The organism is Streptomyces sp. NBC_01294, assembly GCF_035917235.1.
Lineage (GTDB): Bacteria > Actinomycetota > Actinomycetes > Streptomycetales > Streptomycetaceae > Streptomyces > Streptomyces caledonius.
Map to the genome: position 1 here is coordinate 6,857,512 of NZ_CP108423.1, position 15,696 is coordinate 6,873,207.

Annotated in this window: 15 protein-coding genes and 3 pseudogenes; 8 read left to right on the forward strand and 10 right to left on the reverse strand. The window is 68.4% G+C overall.

Features of this window, described 5'->3' with window-relative positions; genetic code table 11:
- Positions 1–15 precede the first annotated feature (15 nt).
- The 4 genes from OG534_RS31045 (at position 16) to OG534_RS31060 (ending at position 3,959) form a co-directional block, all read left to right on the forward strand.
- Entirely contained in the window at positions 16–777 is a 762-nt protein-coding gene (locus OG534_RS31045) for an SDR family oxidoreductase (protein WP_326592461.1), read from the forward strand.
- A 152-nt stretch (positions 778–929) separates the two neighbouring features.
- Positions 930–2,513: an ABC transporter substrate-binding protein gene (locus OG534_RS31050; protein WP_326592463.1), complete on the forward strand. Its 1,584-nt coding sequence runs from the start codon at positions 930–932 to the stop codon at positions 2,511–2,513.
- Between the two features lie 112 nt (positions 2,514–2,625).
- Positions 2,626–3,294 carry a uracil-DNA glycosylase gene (locus OG534_RS31055; RefSeq protein WP_326593956.1) on the forward strand — a complete coding sequence of 223 codons (669 nt, stop codon included), beginning with the start codon at positions 2,626–2,628 and terminating at the stop codon, positions 3,292–3,294.
- Positions 3,295–3,344: 50 nt separating this feature from the next.
- Entirely contained in the window at positions 3,345–3,959 is a 615-nt protein-coding gene (locus OG534_RS31060; protein ID WP_326592465.1) for a hypothetical protein, read from the forward strand.
- A gap of 79 nt (positions 3,960–4,038) precedes the next feature.
- Here OG534_RS31060 and OG534_RS31065 read toward each other — a convergent pair whose 3' ends face one another.
- Both OG534_RS31065 and OG534_RS31070 read right to left on the reverse strand, forming a co-directional pair.
- Positions 4,039–4,500, reverse strand: a complete 462-nt coding sequence (locus OG534_RS31065; RefSeq protein ID WP_326592467.1) for a hypothetical protein — start codon at positions 4,498–4,500, stop codon at positions 4,039–4,041.
- Between the two features lie 159 nt (positions 4,501–4,659).
- Positions 4,660–5,184 (reverse strand): DinB family protein, encoded by a 525-nt coding sequence (locus OG534_RS31070; RefSeq protein WP_326592468.1) that lies wholly within the window; start codon positions 5,182–5,184, stop codon positions 4,660–4,662.
- Between the two features lie 84 nt (positions 5,185–5,268).
- Between OG534_RS31070 and OG534_RS31075 the strand changes: the two genes are divergently transcribed.
- Complete coding sequence (locus OG534_RS31075; RefSeq protein ID WP_326592469.1) at positions 5,269–6,174, forward strand: Gfo/Idh/MocA family protein; 906 nt, start codon at positions 5,269–5,271, stop codon at positions 6,172–6,174.
- Here OG534_RS31075 and lnt read toward each other — a convergent pair.
- The 5 genes and pseudogenes from lnt to OG534_RS38745 all read right to left on the reverse strand — a co-directional run.
- Positions 6,119–7,684, reverse strand: a complete 1,566-nt coding sequence (lnt, locus tag OG534_RS31080) for an apolipoprotein N-acyltransferase (RefSeq protein ID WP_326592470.1) — start codon at positions 7,682–7,684, stop codon at positions 6,119–6,121. The genes OG534_RS31075 and lnt overlap by 56 nt on opposite strands.
- A 250-nt stretch (positions 7,685–7,934) precedes the next feature.
- The gene (locus tag OG534_RS31085; protein WP_326592471.1) at positions 7,935–8,402 is read right to left on the reverse strand and encodes a nuclear transport factor 2 family protein; all 468 of its coding nucleotides are present in this window, start codon (positions 8,400–8,402) and stop codon (positions 7,935–7,937) included.
- A 70-nt stretch (positions 8,403–8,472) separates the two neighbouring features.
- Positions 8,473–8,649: a hypothetical protein gene (locus tag OG534_RS31090; RefSeq protein ID WP_319729209.1), complete on the reverse strand. Its 177-nt coding sequence runs from the start codon at positions 8,647–8,649 to the stop codon at positions 8,473–8,475.
- A gap of 124 nt (positions 8,650–8,773) precedes the next feature.
- Positions 8,774–8,905 (reverse strand): annotated as a pseudogene (locus OG534_RS31095) (undecaprenyl-diphosphatase); the annotation flags it as partial.
- 403 nt (positions 8,906–9,308) lie between these two features.
- Positions 9,309–9,404 (reverse strand): annotated as a pseudogene (locus OG534_RS38745) (IS5/IS1182 family transposase); the annotation flags it as partial.
- Positions 9,405–9,598: 194 nt separating this feature from the next.
- On the opposite strand from OG534_RS38745, the pseudogene OG534_RS31100 reads away from it, so the two are divergent.
- Positions 9,599–10,426: pseudogene (locus OG534_RS31100) on the forward strand (IS5 family transposase).
- A gap of 43 nt (positions 10,427–10,469) precedes the next feature.
- Positions 10,470–10,937 carry a hypothetical protein gene (locus OG534_RS31105; RefSeq protein ID WP_326592472.1) on the forward strand — a complete coding sequence of 156 codons (468 nt, stop codon included), beginning with the start codon at positions 10,470–10,472 and terminating at the stop codon, positions 10,935–10,937.
- A 311-nt stretch (positions 10,938–11,248) separates the two neighbouring features.
- Here the strand turns inward: OG534_RS31105 and OG534_RS31110 are convergent, their stop codons facing one another.
- Positions 11,249–12,436, reverse strand: a complete 1,188-nt coding sequence (locus OG534_RS31110; RefSeq protein ID WP_326592473.1) for an epoxide hydrolase family protein — start codon at positions 12,434–12,436, stop codon at positions 11,249–11,251.
- Positions 12,437–12,957: 521 nt separating this feature from the next.
- Between OG534_RS31110 and msrB the strand changes: the two genes are divergently transcribed.
- Entirely contained in the window at positions 12,958–13,365 is a 408-nt protein-coding gene (gene msrB, locus OG534_RS31115) for a peptide-methionine (R)-S-oxide reductase MsrB (protein WP_326593957.1), read from the forward strand.
- A gap of 185 nt (positions 13,366–13,550) precedes the next feature.
- On the opposite strand, the gene OG534_RS31120 is transcribed toward msrB, so the two are convergent.
- Both OG534_RS31120 and OG534_RS31125 read right to left on the reverse strand, forming a co-directional pair.
- Positions 13,551–14,750 (reverse strand): epoxide hydrolase family protein, encoded by a 1,200-nt coding sequence (locus tag OG534_RS31120; protein WP_326592474.1) that lies wholly within the window; start codon positions 14,748–14,750, stop codon positions 13,551–13,553.
- A 602-nt stretch (positions 14,751–15,352) separates the two neighbouring features.
- Complete coding sequence (locus tag OG534_RS31125; protein ID WP_326592475.1) at positions 15,353–15,532, reverse strand: hypothetical protein; 180 nt, start codon at positions 15,530–15,532, stop codon at positions 15,353–15,355.
- Positions 15,533–15,696: the final 164 nt, after the last annotated feature.

A 15,696-nucleotide genomic window follows, 5' to 3' on the forward strand; every position in this document is an offset into this window, starting at 1 on the left:
GGCAGGGCGCACGACATGACGTACGACGGTATCGACAGCGGCAAGGTCGCACTGATCACCGGGGCGAGCCGGGGCATCGGCTACGGCATCGCCGAGGCGCTGGTCGCCCGCGGCGACCGGCTCTGCATCACCGGGCGCAACGAGGACGCCCTCAAGGAGGCCGTCGAGCGGCTCGGGGCGGACCGGGTGATCGGGGTCGCCGGCAAGGCCCACGACGAGGCCCACCAGGCCGTCGCGGTCGAACGCACGATGGAGGCCTTCGGCCGCGTCGACTTCCTGGTGAACAACGCGGGCACCAACCCGGTCTTCGGCCCGATCGCGGACCTGGACCTCGGGGTCGCGCGCAAGGTCTTCGAGACCAACGTGATCTCGGCGCTCGGCTTCGCCCAGCGGACCTGGCACGCCTGGCAGAAGGACAACGGCGGTGCGATCGTGAACATCGCCTCCATCGCCGGCGTCTCCGCCTCGCCCTTCATCGGCGCGTACGGGATGAGCAAGGCCGCCATGGTCAACCTCACGCTCCAGCTCGCGCACGAGATGGCGCCCGGGGTCCGGGTCAACGCGATCGCCCCCGCGGTGGTCAAGACGAAGTTCGCGCAGGCGCTCTACGAGGGCCGGGAGCAGGAGGCCGCGGCCGCCTACCCGCTCGGCCGGCTCGGGCTCCCGGAGGACATCGGAGGGGCCGCGGCGTTCCTTACATCTGCACAAGCGGAATGGATCACGGGTCAGACTCTGGTCGTCGATGGAGGGATGTTCCTCAATGCCGGGGTGCACTGACCGATAATCGGACGGATTTGCCTCCGGAAGGGAGGTAAATGCGTATCGAATAGGCACGGAACCGGTCAAGTGCCCCACGAAACCTCCCCATTGGATTCGTGGGGCACTGCGGTAGGGTCTGCCGCACCCCTGGCTGATCGAGGAGCGTGCACGTGTTCAACCGGACCAGATGCCTGCAGATCACTGCGGCCCTTGCGTCCATATCCCTGCTCGCCGGATGCGGCCTGCTGTCGGAGGACGACGGCGACGAGACCAAAAGGATCGTCGTCGGTACCACGAGCGCACCGAGCACCCTCGATCCCGCCGCGGCGTGGGACGGCTCCTGGGAGCTGTACCGGAACGTCTACCAGACGCTGCTGGCCTTCCCGACGGGCTCCACCAAGCCCCAGCCGGACGCCGCTCAGAACTGCGAGTTCACGGACTCGGCGAGCCAGGCGTACCGGTGCACCCTGCGCAAGGGCCTGAAGTTCTCCAACGGGGAGGCGCTCGACTCCAAGGCGGTCAAGCACTCCCTCGACCGGATCATGACCATCAACTCCAAGGTCGGCCCGAAGGACCTCTTCGGCAGCCTGGAGAAGATCGAGACCCCGGACCCGCTGACGGTGGTCTTCCACCTGAAGAACTCGGACGCCACCTTCCCGTACGTCCTCGGCTCGCCCGCCGCCTCGCTGGTCGCGCCCAAGGAGTACCCCGCCGACAAGGTGCGCGGGGACGGCAAGGTCACCGGCTCCGGCCCGTACGTGCTCGACTCGTACAAGGAGGGCAGCGAGGCCGTCCTCAGCCGCAACGGGAGCTACACGGGCTTCGCCAACCGCCGTAACGGCGCGGTGACCATCCGCTACTTCGCGGATTCCGCGAAGATGGTCGCAGCCCTGAAGGCCAAGGACATCGACGCCACCTACCGTGGCCTGTCGGCCCCGCAGATCACCGAGCTGCAGACCCCCGACGCGCAGTCGGAGGGCGTCCAGGTCGTCGAGAACGTCGGCGCCGAGATCCGCTACCTGGTCTTCAACCCCAAGGACCCGGCGGTCAACAAGCTCGCCGTCCGCCAGGCCATCGCCCAGGTCATCGACCGGGGGACCCTCGTCTCCAAGGTCTACCAGGGCACCGCGGAGCCGCTGTATTCGATGGTTCCCAAGGGCGTGGTCGGCCACAAGACGCCGTTCTACGACAAGTACGGCGCCGCGGACGTGGGCAAGGCCAAGAAGATCCTCAAGGACGCCGGGATCACCCAGCAGGTCGACCTGACCTTCTGGTACACGACCGACCGGTACGGCTCCTCCACCGCCGACGAGTTCACCGAGATCAAGCGGCAGCTCGACGAGAGCAAGCTGTTCAACATCACCCTGCGCAGCCAGCCCTGGAAGACCTTCCAGGAGGGCTACAAGAGCGGCGAGTACCCGGTCTTCGGCCGCGGGTGGTTCCCCGACTTCCCGGACCCGGACAACTTCATCGCGCCGTTCGTCGGCAAGGAGAACGCGGTCGGCACCGCCTACGAGCCCACCGAGATCCTGACCGACCTGCTGCCCAAGTCCCGCCGCGAAGGCGAGCGCTCGGCCGGTGTCGCGCAGTTCGAGAAGGCGCAGCAGATCTTCGCCGAGGACGTCCGTCTGCTGCCCCTGTGGCAGGGCAAGCTGTACGTCGCCGCGCGCGAGGACATCGCGGGCGCCGAGCGGGCGCTGGACCCGCAGACCGCCATGCAGATGTGGGAGCTGTACCGCAAGACCAGCTGGTAATCGCGGTGCAGGTGCGTCGGCCGCCCCGGGCGGCCGACGCATTGTCAGTGGCCCCCGGTAGGTTCAGGAGCAGTTGCACGAACTTGTACCGGAGGTTGTCACCGTGACCCAGATGCTGCCCGAGTCCTGGCTCCCCGTCCTCGGCGGAGAGCTGGACCAGCCCTACTTCCAGGAACTCACCGAGTTCGTCGAGAAGGAGCGGGCGAACGGGCCGGTCTACCCGCCCCACGAGCAGGTGTTCGCGGCCCTGGAGGCCACGCCCTTCGACCAGGTGAAGGTGCTCGTCCTCGGCCAGGACCCGTACCACGGCGCCGGCCAGGGGCACGGCCTGTGCTTCTCCGTGCAGCCCGGGGTCAAGACCCCGCCCTCCCTGCGCAACATCTACAAGGAGATGAAGGAGGAGCTCGGCCTGCCGGTCCCGGACAACGGGTACCTGATGCCGTGGGCGCAGCAGGGCGTCCTGCTCCTCAACGCGGTGCTCACCGTCCGTGAGGCCGAGCCCAATTCGCACAAGGGCAAGGGCTGGGAGAAGTTCACCGACGCCGTGATCCGCGCGGTCTCCGAGCGCCCCGACCCGGCCGTCTTCGTCCTGTGGGGCGCCTACGCCCAGAAGAAGATCCCGCTGATCGACGAGGAGCGGCACGTGGTCGTCAAGGGCGCCCACCCCTCCCCGCTGTCGGCCAAGAAGTTCTTCGGCTCCCGCCCCTTCACGCAGATCAACGAGGCCATCGCCGCCCAGGGGCATGAGCCGATCGACTGGCGGATCCCGGACCTCGGCTGACCGCCCACCGCGCCTCGGCGTCATTGCCGGTACCTCCGGCTAGCTTCTTGATGATCAGACCGGAGCAGGTCTGGCAGCAGAGCAAGCCGGAGGCCGCCGTGACGGAGCAGCAGGAGGCGTCGGAGGACGCCGTCATGACCAGGATCGGCCAGGCGGTCATCCTGCTGCACGCCGGGGACCGGGAGGAGGCCCGCAACCGGCTGGGCGAGATCTGGTCGGAGATCGGCGAGGAGGGGCACTCCCTCCACCGGTGCACCCTCGCCCACTACATGGCCGACGCCCAGGACGACCCGGGCGACGAGCTGGCCTGGGACCTGAGGGCCCTGGGCGCCGCCGAGGCCCTGCGCGACGGGCCCGGGCCGGAGTCCGAAGCAGGGCCCGGGCCGGAGTCCGGGCCGCGGGACGGGCGGCCCGCACAGCAGGAGCCGCACCTGGCGATGCGCGTGTTCTACCCGTCCCTGCACCTGAGCCTCGCCGCCGACTATGTGAAGCTGCAGCGGCCGGAGGCGGCCCGGGTCCACCTGGCGCGGGCCCGCGCGGCCACCGGTGCGCTGCCCGACGACGGGTACGGGAACGGCGTACGGGCGGCCATCGCGCGGCTCGAACGGCGCCTGGCCGCGGAACCGGGCGCCGGGCCCCGGCCGTTCCCCGAACAGTCCCCGTAGGCCGCCGTGGCCGGTTGTGGCCGGTCGTAGCCCGCGCGGGCGGCGCGGGCGGCTTGAGGGCGCCCCGCGCGGTCGGTGGTCAGCCCCCGTGGACGCCCGAGCAGATCCGGGCCTCCGGGCTGTCGGGGTGCCAGCGGCCGTGGCTGCGGCCCAGCGCGCACACGTCGGCCGGCCGCACCGGCAGCTTCCGCAGCAGCTCACGCTCCACCTCGGCGTCGGGCCGAGCACGCTCCGGGTGGCCGCCCGGACGCCCGGAGCCGCGCTCCGAGGCCCGCCGGGGCTCCGGGATGTCCGGGACCGGCGGAGCGTCCCGCGCGGGCCCGTCGGAGCCGCCCTCGGCGGGGCGCTGGCCGGACCGCCGGGCGGGGGCGGGGGCAGGTTCCTGCGCGGGCCGCTCCGGGGCCGCCTCCACCGCGTCCAGCGCCTCCAGGGCGGGGGCCCGGACGGCCACGGGGGCGGCCGCGGGCCCGCCGCGCGGGTCGTGGCGGGGTGGCCCGCCGGTGGCGGGGGCCGCCGTCGGCCGCACGGGTCCGGGGCTCACATTCACACAGCCGGAGACAGCCGAGACGGCACAGGCGACTCCGAGCAGCAGCGTTGTCGTGGTTCGGGTTGGATGCACCCGCGCAACTCTGCTGTGCGAGGACCCCGTTGCGAAAACCCGCGGCCGATATTCACCCCGCACGGGTGACGGGGACACCCGCTAATCGCCGGTGGCGCCGTCTATCTGCTCGCGCAGCAGGTCCGCGTGGCCGTTGTGGCGCGCGTACTCCTCGATCATGTGGGTGTAGACCCAGCGCAGGCTGAACACCTCGCCGCGGTGGTGGCTCTCGGCCTGCGAGCGCAGGTCCAGCGAGCGGCCCGCGGCGGCCTGGCGGGCCAGTTCGACCTCGGTCTGCCACACCTGCTCGGTCGCGGCCCAGGTGGCCTCGTCGTCGAAGTGGAAGTCGCCGTCCGGGTCTTCGCCCGTGCAGTACAACTCGGGAAGCTCCTCGCCCAGGATGATCTCCCGGAACCAGTACCGCTCCACCTCCGCCATGTGCCGTACGAGGCCCAGGAGGCTGAGCTCGGAGGGTGCGAGCGGGGCGCGCCGCAACTGGTCGTCCCGGAGGCCCTCGCATTTCCAGGCGAGGGTGGCGCGGTGGTAGTCGAGCCAGCCGTCCAGCATGTCCCGCTCGTCGGCGGTGGTGGCGGGCTCGTTGCGATGTGATCCGGAACTGGTGGTCATGTGGATCATCCTCGGCGAACGGGGCCCCCGCCACCAGGGATTAAGCTGCGGGAATCCCGCAAGGAACGAACCTGGAGGTTCCCGGTGAAGGTCGGCTGCATCGGACTCGGCGACATCGCGCAGAAGGCGTACCTGCCCGTCCTCACCACCCGCCCGGGCCTCGAGCTGCACCTGCAGACCCGAAACCCATCCACGCTGGAGCGGGTCGGCGAGATCCACCACGTCCCGGCCGCGCGCCGGCACACCGACCTCGACGCGCTGCTCGCCGAGGGGCTCGACGCGGCCTTCGTGCACGCCGCGACCACGGCCCACCCCCAGATCGTCACGCGGCTGCTGGAGGCCGGCGTGCCGACGTACGTGGACAAGCCGCTCGCCTACGAGTTCGCGGACTCGCTGCGGCTGGTGGAACTGGCCGAGCAGCGCGGGGTCTCGCTCGTCGTGGGCTTCAACCGCCGCCACGCGCCCGGCTACGCGCAGTGCGCCGACCACGCGCGCGATCTGATCGTCATGCAGAAGAACCGGATCGGACTGCCCGAGGACCCGCGCACCCTGGTGCTGGACGACTTCATCCACGTCGTCGACACCCTGCGCTTCCTGCTGCCCGGCGAGGCCGACCACGTCGACGTCCGGGCCGTGGTGCGCGACGGGCTGATGCACCAGGTGGTGCTCCAGCTGTCCGGCTCCGACTTCACCGCGCTGGGCATCATGAACCGGCTGTCCGGCTCCGGCGAGGAGATCCTGGAGGTGTCCGGCCGCGACACCAAGCGGCAGGTCGTCAACCTCGCGGAGGTCATCGACCACAAGGGGCAGCCGACCGTGCGCCGCCGCGGCGACTGGGTCCCGGTCGCCCGCCAGCGCGGCATCGAGCAGATCGTGGACCACTTCCTGGAGGCCGTCGCGGCGGGCAGGACGCTCAGCGCCCGGGACGCGCTGCTCACCCACGAGCTGTGCGAGCGGGTGGTGAACTCGGCTCTGGAGCAGGCCTCCTGAGCGAACGGGCGCCCGCCACCGCGCAGTACGCCGCCAGGGCGGCGAGGGCCGCGGCCACCGGCCAGTCGCCGAAGCGGACGTAGAGGGTCGAGCCACGGGCGAGGGGGACCTCGTACACCGCCGCCGTGCTCGCCGAGGTGGGCAGGGCGGCGCCGACCCGCTCGCCGGACGGACCGTGCACGACGCTGACGCCCGTGAGGGTGGCGTGCACCATCGGGCGGCCGCTCTCGGCCGCGCGCAAGGCGGCCAGCGAGGCGTGCTGGGCCGGCGCCCAGCTCTCCTGGAAGGTCGAGGTCGCCGACTGCGCGACGAGCAGGGAGGCCCCGTCGAGGGTCAGGCGCCGGCTCATGTCGGGGAAGGCCGACTCGAAGCAGACCAGGGGGCCGATCCGCACACCGGTGCGCCCGTCCGGCCGCCCGGGCAGGTCCATGACCACCGGGGCGGCGCCGCGCATGCGGTCCTCGCCGGCCGCCCGGCCGACGGAGGTCGCCCAGCCGAGCAGCGACCGGGCCGGCACGTACTCGCCGAAGGGGACGAGCCGCATCTTGTCGTACCGGTCGCCGGTGAGCCCCCCGGGGCCGACGAGCACCGCGCTCTTGTAGATCCCGGGGTGGCCGGCCCGCCGCGCGTCCACGTTCACCAGCAGCGGAGCCCCCACCTCCGCCGACAGCGAGGCCAGTCGCCGGGCCAGGTCCGGGCGGGCCGTCAGGTCCTCGCCGACACTGCTCTCGCCCCACACCACGAGGTCGACCGGCCGGCCGGTCAGCGGCCGGGTCAGCCGCTCACCTGCGGCGAACCGCCGCTCCGCACTGTCCGGGCCGTCCGCCACCGGGCCCGGCTGTACGACGGCCACGCGCAGCCCGCCCGACGGCTCGGGGCGCGCCGCCCACACCCACACCGCCCCCGTCAGCACCGCGCACCCCATGAGCCCCGCCAGCGCGGGGATCCGCGCCCGCGGCACCGCGATCAGGAGCACCAGGGCGCAGTTCACCGCCACCACCAGCAGGCTGACCAGCCACACCCCGCCCACCGAGGCCAGCCGCAGCGCCGGCGGCACCTGCCACTGGCTCGCCCCCAGCAGCCCCCACGGCCCGCCCAGCCCCTGCCAGGACCGGGCCACCTCCGACAGCAGCCACCCTGCCGGTACGAGGACCAGGGCGCAGGCCGCCCGGCGCGCCGACGGGCGTCCGCCGAGCAACTCGCGCACCAGGAGGGCCCAGGGGATCCAGAGCAGCCCCAGCAGCCCGGCGACCGGGATCAGGAACACGTGCAGGCTGGGCAGCAGCCAGTGGTGGACGGCCAGGATGAACCCGGCGCCGCCGAGCCAGCCCTCCAGGGCCGCCAGGCGCCCGGTGGGGGCCGACCTCAGGAGCAGCATCCAGGGCACGAGGGCGACGTAGGCGAACCACCAGAGCGCGGGGGCGGGGAAGGCGAGGGCGGGCAGCGCGCCGACGGCGACCGCGGCGGGCACACGCCACCGACGGGTCCACCCGTTCCGCATCGAGACCATGGCGCCTCCGCTTCCAGTGTGGCAGTGCCGGGTCGACCGGGCCGGGCCGGCGGGCATCCGGGGGATCACAGCCGGGCGACCCGAGCAGGCCGCGCACGCGGGCCGCGCACGCAGGACGGCCAGGCAGGACGGCCAGGCAGGACGGCCAGGCAGGACGGCCAGGCAGGACGGCCAGGGGCGGGCAGGGGCGGGCAGGGGCGGGCAGGACGGGCCGGGCAGGCCCGGGCGGTCGGGTGCCGCCCGGGCAGGCTCACGCGGTCATGTGCCGCCACTTCTCGTGCACGGTGACGCGGGTGAGCCGCCAGCCGTCGCGGGTCCGGGCCAGCACGAAGGTGTAGCGCCCGGCCGCGACGAAGTTGGGCGAGGTCACCGAACCGTCGGCCTCCGGCCCTTCCAGCCGCATCGGATTGAGGAAGTCGGCCCGCACCTCGGCGCTGTCGCCGGGCGAACCGCCCAGGTCCTCGAGCCGGATCAGCCGGTTGACGATCAGGTGCTGGCGCACGGGGAAGAGCTTCATGGTCTCCGCGAGCCAGTCGGCGACCTGCCCGGCCGGCCCCTCGATCCCGCCGGCCGAGCTGTAGTCGGCCCGACCGCCGGCGGTGAACAGGGCGCGGTACGCGGCCCAGTCGCCGTCGTCGACGGCCACCGCGTACCCCGTGACCACTTCGTCGATCGCCAGCCGGTCCATCACCGTCGCGAGATCCACACGCTGAGTCATCGGGACAGTGTGGGGCTGCGCGGGCGCGACGCCAAGGGGCGTGCGCCCACCGGATCTTCTTGCGGGACGATCAGTGACCGGAACGGGCCTCCCGCTGGCGGACCACGACGAGGAACGCGTCGCTGTCCAGATCCATGACCACCTCGGCCGGCACGCCCTCGCGCATCCGCTGCGCCGCGTACTCCTCGGCCGGCCAGCTCCCCCTCGGACTTCCGGCCGGAAAACGCTCCAGCACCACTCGACCCATGGGACACCCCCTGCTTGCTTGCCTTCCGGTCTCTTCAGGTCTCTTCAGGCACAACGACGCGGAAGCCGCCCGGGAACGTTCCCGAGCGGCTTCCGGTTCACGCGAAGTGGTGGATCAGGGCCCGTTACGAGCCGGACTCACCCGCGTGGGGGCTCAGCACGTCCGTGCCGATCAGCACGAAGAGCAGGATGCCCAGGAGGATCCGGTAGATCACGAAGGGCATGAAGCTCTTCGTCGAGATGAACTTCATGAACCAGTTCAAGTCGAGGTTCTGAGCGGCTCTGACCTGCTGTTTCCACCACTCTTCAAGATTGAATGGGAGAGCAGTGGGAGATGGCACTTTCCGGTGCTCTCCCTCGCCGGCCACGAAGCGCAGCCACCTGGTTTCAGCGAATCGGCAATCTCCTGCTCCATGGTCAGGGGAACGTGCGAGCAGAGACCTTCCACGCCGGCGACCTCGTGGCCCATGCGGGTCTCCACGGCTATGCGACTGTGCCGATCTTCGTCCAGCCACTCCTTGCCGCCGTGACGAAGCAGGTGCAGCCGCTTCCCGGCGTACGCGGTCGCAGGGACCCCCGGAAGGGGACGGCGGGAGGTGACCAGCTGGGGCTGGTTCAGGCGGACCCTCGTGAACTCCGCGGAGGCCGGTCGACCGCGCGAGACGCGACGGCCTGCTCGACCAGGGCCCGGATCTTCGCGTGGGACCGGTTGACGGCCTGCTGGCCTTCGATCTGGCCACCCGCGCCAGCCCCGCCCGCCCCGTTCGGGCCAGGGGCGGGCCCGCTGAGACCCCCCAGGTTTGGAGTGCGCCGGCAAGGTCAGTGCCGGCTCCGACCACGTAGTTGCCCTGCGCCCGCCAGCCCACGTCACCTATGAGCTCGTAACAGGATCTTGATGAGTTGTTCTGGTCAGCCGTGACCGGTGTGACGATTCGGCCGTTCGTGGTGGTGTGAGTACTCGGCCGTGGATCGTGGACGACGACTTGTGGGCACTGATTGAGCCGCTGCTGCCGCCCTGGCCGACGAGGTCACCAGGGCCGCGGCCGGTAGCTGACCGGCTGTGCCTGCAAGGCATCTTGTACGTGCTCTGCAACGACATCGCGTGGCAACTCCTGCCCCCTGAGCTGGGGTTCGGCTCGGGGCAGACCTGCTGGCGACGCCTGGAGCGTTGGCAGCAGGCCGGGGTCTTCGACCAGCTGCACCGACTCCTGCTCGCCGAGCTGAACGCGGCCGGCCGCCTCGACTGGTCCAGGGCCTGCGTGGATGGCTCCCACATCCGGGCGAAAAAGGGGGAGCCGACACCGGTCCGTCGCCGGTCGACCGGCGGAAGACGGGCAGCAAGCACCTCCTGATCTGCGACGGACGCGGCACCCCGCTCAAGGTCATCACGACCGCGGCGAACGTCAACGACGTCACCCAGACCCTCGCCCTGGTCGACGGCATCCCGCCCGTGGCGGGGCGTCCCGGCCGTGGCGGGGCGTCCCGGCCGTCCCCGCAGGCGCCCGGATGCCTTGCTCGGCGACAAGGGCTACGACTCCAACCCCAACCGCGAGGAGCTGCGTAAACGCCGGATCCTGCCGGTCATCTCCCGCAGGGGAGCCCCGAACATCAAGGGCATGGGCAAGCTCCGCTACGTCGTGAAGCAGACCTTCGCCCTGCTCCACCAGTTCAAACGACTCGCCGTCCGCTGGGAACGCCGCACCGAGCTGCACGACGCGTTCGTCTCCCTTGCCTGCAGCCTCATCTGCTGGCGACGCCTCAACAAGCCCGACTCATGATCGTGTTACGAGCTCTACGCCTGGGAGACTCGCGTCCTGCGAGTTGGCGGACTCGTGGTCCTTCCAGGGCACGACCTATCACGCCCTGCCGGCCACGTTTCACAGCGGCATCGCGTGGCTGCGGGAGCAACCCAGCTTCCGGCGCTACGCGACCTTCTGGCAGCAGCTCCTCTGGGGGCGGGGAGGCTTCTACCTCAGTGATCGAGAGGTGCAGGAGTTTGAGTGGATGTCAAAGTACTCCGGAATCCCGCTAGATGAGATTCAGGCGGCGCTACTGGCCTTCGATCGATTCTTTCCCATACCAAATGGTTGGTTCATCAACGCTGGTTTGACCGATGTACGGATGGTCAAAATGGTGCCACTGGTCTTTCAGGGTGTCGGTGCACATCATCGGCGTGTGCAGTACGGCCTCGATGGTGGAAGTGACCTTTCCGTGCTCGCGCCGAGCTCCGCATACACCCTCAATGATCTTGCAAAGCGGATCAACTGCACCGTTGACTTCCTGCTGTAGTCGGTGCACCGCTGGTTCGATGCCAGGGTCGTGGCCGTGGAGCCTCCCCGTTGGGCGTGGATGGCCGTCAGCCGAACTCCCGAGTGTCCATTCCTTTGGGGCGGGTGCAGTCGAGCGTGTCCGGTGCGCATGCGGCGGCACGCAGCGCGGGCGCGGCGAGTGGCCGGCATCGCGTTCAGCCTGGTGAACCGCAGTGAACATTCCCGCGTGCGCGGAGTCCGCTTCGCGCGCACACGGGAATGGCTCATGGGTGGCCGGGGACGGCCTCGTCGGGGTGGTGCGCCGCTGTTCTCTGTAGGTGATTCCCCATGTCACGGTCGGAGAGAACGGAGGCCCGTGCGTACCTCATCCACGAAGATGGCCGGCTGCTCCCAGGCCGGGAAGTGTCCTCCTCTGGGGGGCTGGTTGTAGTGAACGAGATGGGGATACGCCCGCTCTGCCCAGCTTCTCGGAGGCTGATAGAGCTCACCGGGGAAGGCGCTCACGGCTACGGGGAGGGTGACACCCTTGGCGCTGAAGAAGGGCGTTCTGTTCTCCGCGTAGAGGCGAGCCGCTGAGATCGCTGTGTTCGTCAGCCAGAAGAACGTGATGTTGTCCAGGACGTCGTCTCGAGTGAGGCCATCGGACTCTCCACCGAACGCCCTGGGGATGAGCTCCAGTCCGGGGTCGAGCATGAACGCTGCAAGCCCTGCGGGTGAGTCTGCGAGGGCGGTCAGAGACTGGGGAAGCGACGCCATCATGGACGCGTACGTGACGTGTGAGTAGGCGGACGAGAGCTGCTCTACCGCGTGTTGCTCCTCTGCGGTGAGATCCGTACCAGTGGGCACCGGCTGTCCGCTCGCGAGGGCCTGATCAATGTCGGGCGGAACGGCGCCGGCCATATTGGTGTGGAAGCCGACCAGTCCCTGAGGGGCCTGTACGCCCATCAACTCCGTGATGATTGCGCCCCAGTCACCGCCCTGCGCGGCGAAGTGTCCGTATCCGAGGCGCGCCATCAGTTCGGCCCAGGCGCGCGCAATGCGCTCTGGATTCCATCCAGTCTCAGTGGGCTTACCGGAGAATCCGTACCCAGGTAGCGACGGCATAATGAGGTGGAACGCATCCGAAGCATCCCCGCCATGCTCCGTCGGGTTGGTGAGTGGGGCGATGATCTTCAGTTGCTGAATGATCGAACCAGGCCAGCCATGCGTCAGGATGAGAGGCAGAGCATCTTCGTGACGGGAGCGTACGTGAATGAAGTGAATATCGAGCCCGTCTATCTCGGTTGTGAAATGAGGGACACTCCTCAAGTCTTCCTCTACGCTGCGCCAGTCGTACTCGAATTCCCAGTAGCGCGCTAGATCCTTAATGGTTGCGAGTTGCGTCCCCTGCGACCGATCGTGGACCGTCTCTTTGTCCGGCCAGTGTGTCGCTTTGACGCGAGCGCGCAGATCTCTCAGTTCAGTGTCAGGGAAACTGAATTCGAATGGATGGATCGCTTCGTCGGTACGGGAAGGCATGAGGGGTCTCCTCGCCGCTGTCCCTGCCTGGTTTGGTGACCATTCGATGCTGCAGCTCACGGGTGTTCTTCGCCCCCGTAATGCTCCCCGGGTTTTCGCATGCGCTGCTTCGTGACGCACCCATCCGCGTCGGCCTGGTCGCAGTCTGGCGAGGTTGCACGGCAGGGGTGACGGGGATTGGGCTGGGCTCCCTGAAGGTGTGGCTGACTCGACTGCTGCGGGCGAGGTGGCTTCGATATTTCGGGCCGATCGACTTAGTGCTTGCTGTCCAAAAGCATCGTACGGGGGTATTCTTCTCGCCTCTGACCTATGTGTCGCATATTCGCCTCTCTGTGTGGTTCGTCTGGCGGTGCGGTTCCGCTTGATGGGCGACTCGTCTGATCAGTTGGGACAGCGATACTCAGATTCCCATCGAGTAAGTAAGTGGAAGATCGTCTGGATTGCATCTCGTGAACGTCGGCTTTCAGGTGATCTTTTCCGCAGTTCCTTTCCCTGTCTTCGTCTCCACTGAGGGACTGAATCTGATGTACGACATAGAGAAAACTGATGAACAGTGGCGTTCGGAGCTGTCCACCGAGGAGTATCAGGTCCTGCGTCACGCGGCTACGGAGCTGCCGTACACCGGGGAGTACACCGACACGAAGGCGAAGGGCGTCTACTCCTGCCGTGCCTGCGGTGCCGAACTCTTCACGTCCAGCGAGAAGTTCGACTCCGGATGCGGCTGGCCCTCGTTCTTCGACCCCAAGGACTCAGACGCCGTTGAGCTGGCCGAAGATCGGTCCTACGGAGTGGTGCAGACGGAAGTCAGGTGCGCTCGGCGTGGGTCCCATCTGGGACATGTGTTCGACGGTGAGGGCGTTGCTACGCCGACCGACCAGAGGTATTGCATCAACAGCAGTTCGCTGCGTCTGGCGTCCAACGAGGTCTGACAAGGGCACGTTGCTGAAGGACCTGGGACTACCGTCCGGAGGCTGCCTCACCGCTGCTCGATGACGGCGCCTGTGGCCCATGCCGCGCCAACCGGGCCCAGCTGTAGCTTGCGCAGCCGGAGGCGGCCGAGTGGCGCGTGGACTCGGCCGCCGTGCCGGGCTATGCGGTGAGGAGACGGGTCGGTTCAGCGAAGTGACCGGAATCCCGTGCGCAGCTCGCTCACCATGAGCTCCGGCTGCTCCCAAGCTGCGAAGTGTCCGCCCTTCGGCAGCCGGTTGTAGTGGATGAGGTTCGGGAATGCCTTCTCTGCCCAGCTCCGCGGAGCGGAGTAGAGCTCGTCAGGGAAGACGCTCACCGCCGTTGGGATGGTAACGCCCTTAACGGCGAAGAAGGCTGCCTTGTTTTCCCTGTAGAGGCGTCCGGAGGAGACGCCCGTGTTCGTCAGCCAGAACAGCGTGGCGTTGTCGCAGACGTCGTCGCGTGAAAGCCCTTCGTTCGCTCCGTCCACGAAGACCCGGCTGATCAGTTCCAGACTGTCCCGGTCGTGGTCTGTCAGCCAGGCGGCCAGCCCGGCGGGTGAGTCCGCGAGTCCAGTCAGCGACTGAGGCCGCGATGCCATGATGTACGCGTAGAAGACGTGTGAGTACACGTACTTGAGCTGGTCTACGGTCTTCTGTTCTTCCTCCGACAGCGGCGGAGTGTCGGCCGGAAGAGGCTGGCCAGTCGCGAGGGCCTGGTCGATCGCTGGAGGGACGACACCGGCCATGTTGACGTGGATGCCGGCCAGAGCCGAAGCGCCCTCCAGGGCCATGAGCTCCGTTACGACCGCACCCCAGTCGCCGCCTGCTGCCACGTAGCGCGTGTATCCGAGCCGTTCCATCAGCACAACCCAAGCCTTGGCGATCCGTTCCGTGGACCAGCCCGGTTCGCTGGGCCTACCCGAGAACCCGTAGCCGGGCATGCAGGGCACCACGACGTGGAAGGCGTCCTCGGCAGATCCACCGTGCGCAGTAGGGTTCCTGAGCGGCTCGATGATCTTGAGCTGCTCTACGACCGATCCTGGCCAGCCATGAGTGACGATGATGGGAAGCGCATTTTCGTGCGGCGACGGGGCGTGAACGAAATGGATGTCGAGCCCATCGATTTCGGTCACATAGTTCGGGAAGGCGTTGACGTTTGCCTGCACCCTGCCGAAGTCGTAGTCGTTGCCCCAGTACTTAACTATTGCCTGAATGGTCGCGAGGGGCGTGCCCTGCTCGACATCTGTGGTCGTCTCCTTTTCGGGGAAACGAGTTGCCTTGAGGCGGCGTCGAAGGTCGGCTACGTCCTCGTCGGAGAAGTCGACGGTGAACGGTTGCACCTTCGTCTCTTGGGTGACAGACATGTGAGTCTCCTTGCCGGCATGTCAAAGATGTGTGCCAGTGACCCATTCAGGTTCGGCCCTGTAAAGCGCGCTCGCCCCCGGGGAAACCCCGTGGGTCGCCCCCGGTGTAGTTGTACTTTCCGATGAGGAGCCGCTTATGGGCTAAGGCGGTGTCTCGCATGGCGATCTTCTCTGCCGCAGGGCCGTGGGAGCTCGGGGTGGGATTGCCTGTCAGGCTGGCCGGCTGGGCCGGCTGCCCATGACGGTCGAGGTAGACGTGGACATCGCGTTCGGTCACCGAGGCGACATTGAAGGCTGGGACTGTGGCACTCGGGTTCGTCCACGCGAGGATCTCGCTGGCTCGGTCCCGATCTCCGATACCCGCCGGAGTGGCACAAGGCGCGATCGTGCGGCGTCAGCCGCGTTCGCTCCACCGTGCGGGCAGGCGAGAACTGCAAAATTGATCAGAAGAGGTGCAGGAAGCATCCAATTGAGATCACTCCCGCAGCTCCGATCGACGTCAGCTTGATCAGGGTTCTCTGCATCTTCACTGGACCTTCCTGTGGAGCGAGTCGTCATCAGAAGCGACCGCTGTCATGCCGTCGCGGGACGAAAGATGCGCGTCACAGCGCAACACGTACGACCCACTCGTCCACGTTGTAGTCGTCCCGCACTGAATCGTGAGTCAGCGGTGGGCGCTCTTCGACGGTGTCCTCTAGTCGTATGCGCTCCGGCAGGGTTGAGAAGCGCAGGGACCGCACATCCTCGGGTGACAGTGCCGCTGAGGTTCCCAGCTCTTCCATACGGGCTGTCTCCTTGGTGCGCGCGCTAGGTGTAGCCACGCGCTTGTCTGAACAAACGGAATAGGAGAATCCCACGCATCGTGTCACTGATCAAGACGGTGACGCGCCCCTGTGAGGCCTTCACACCGCTCCCAGCTTGCTGTTTCGCTGTGAGCTCACATCGC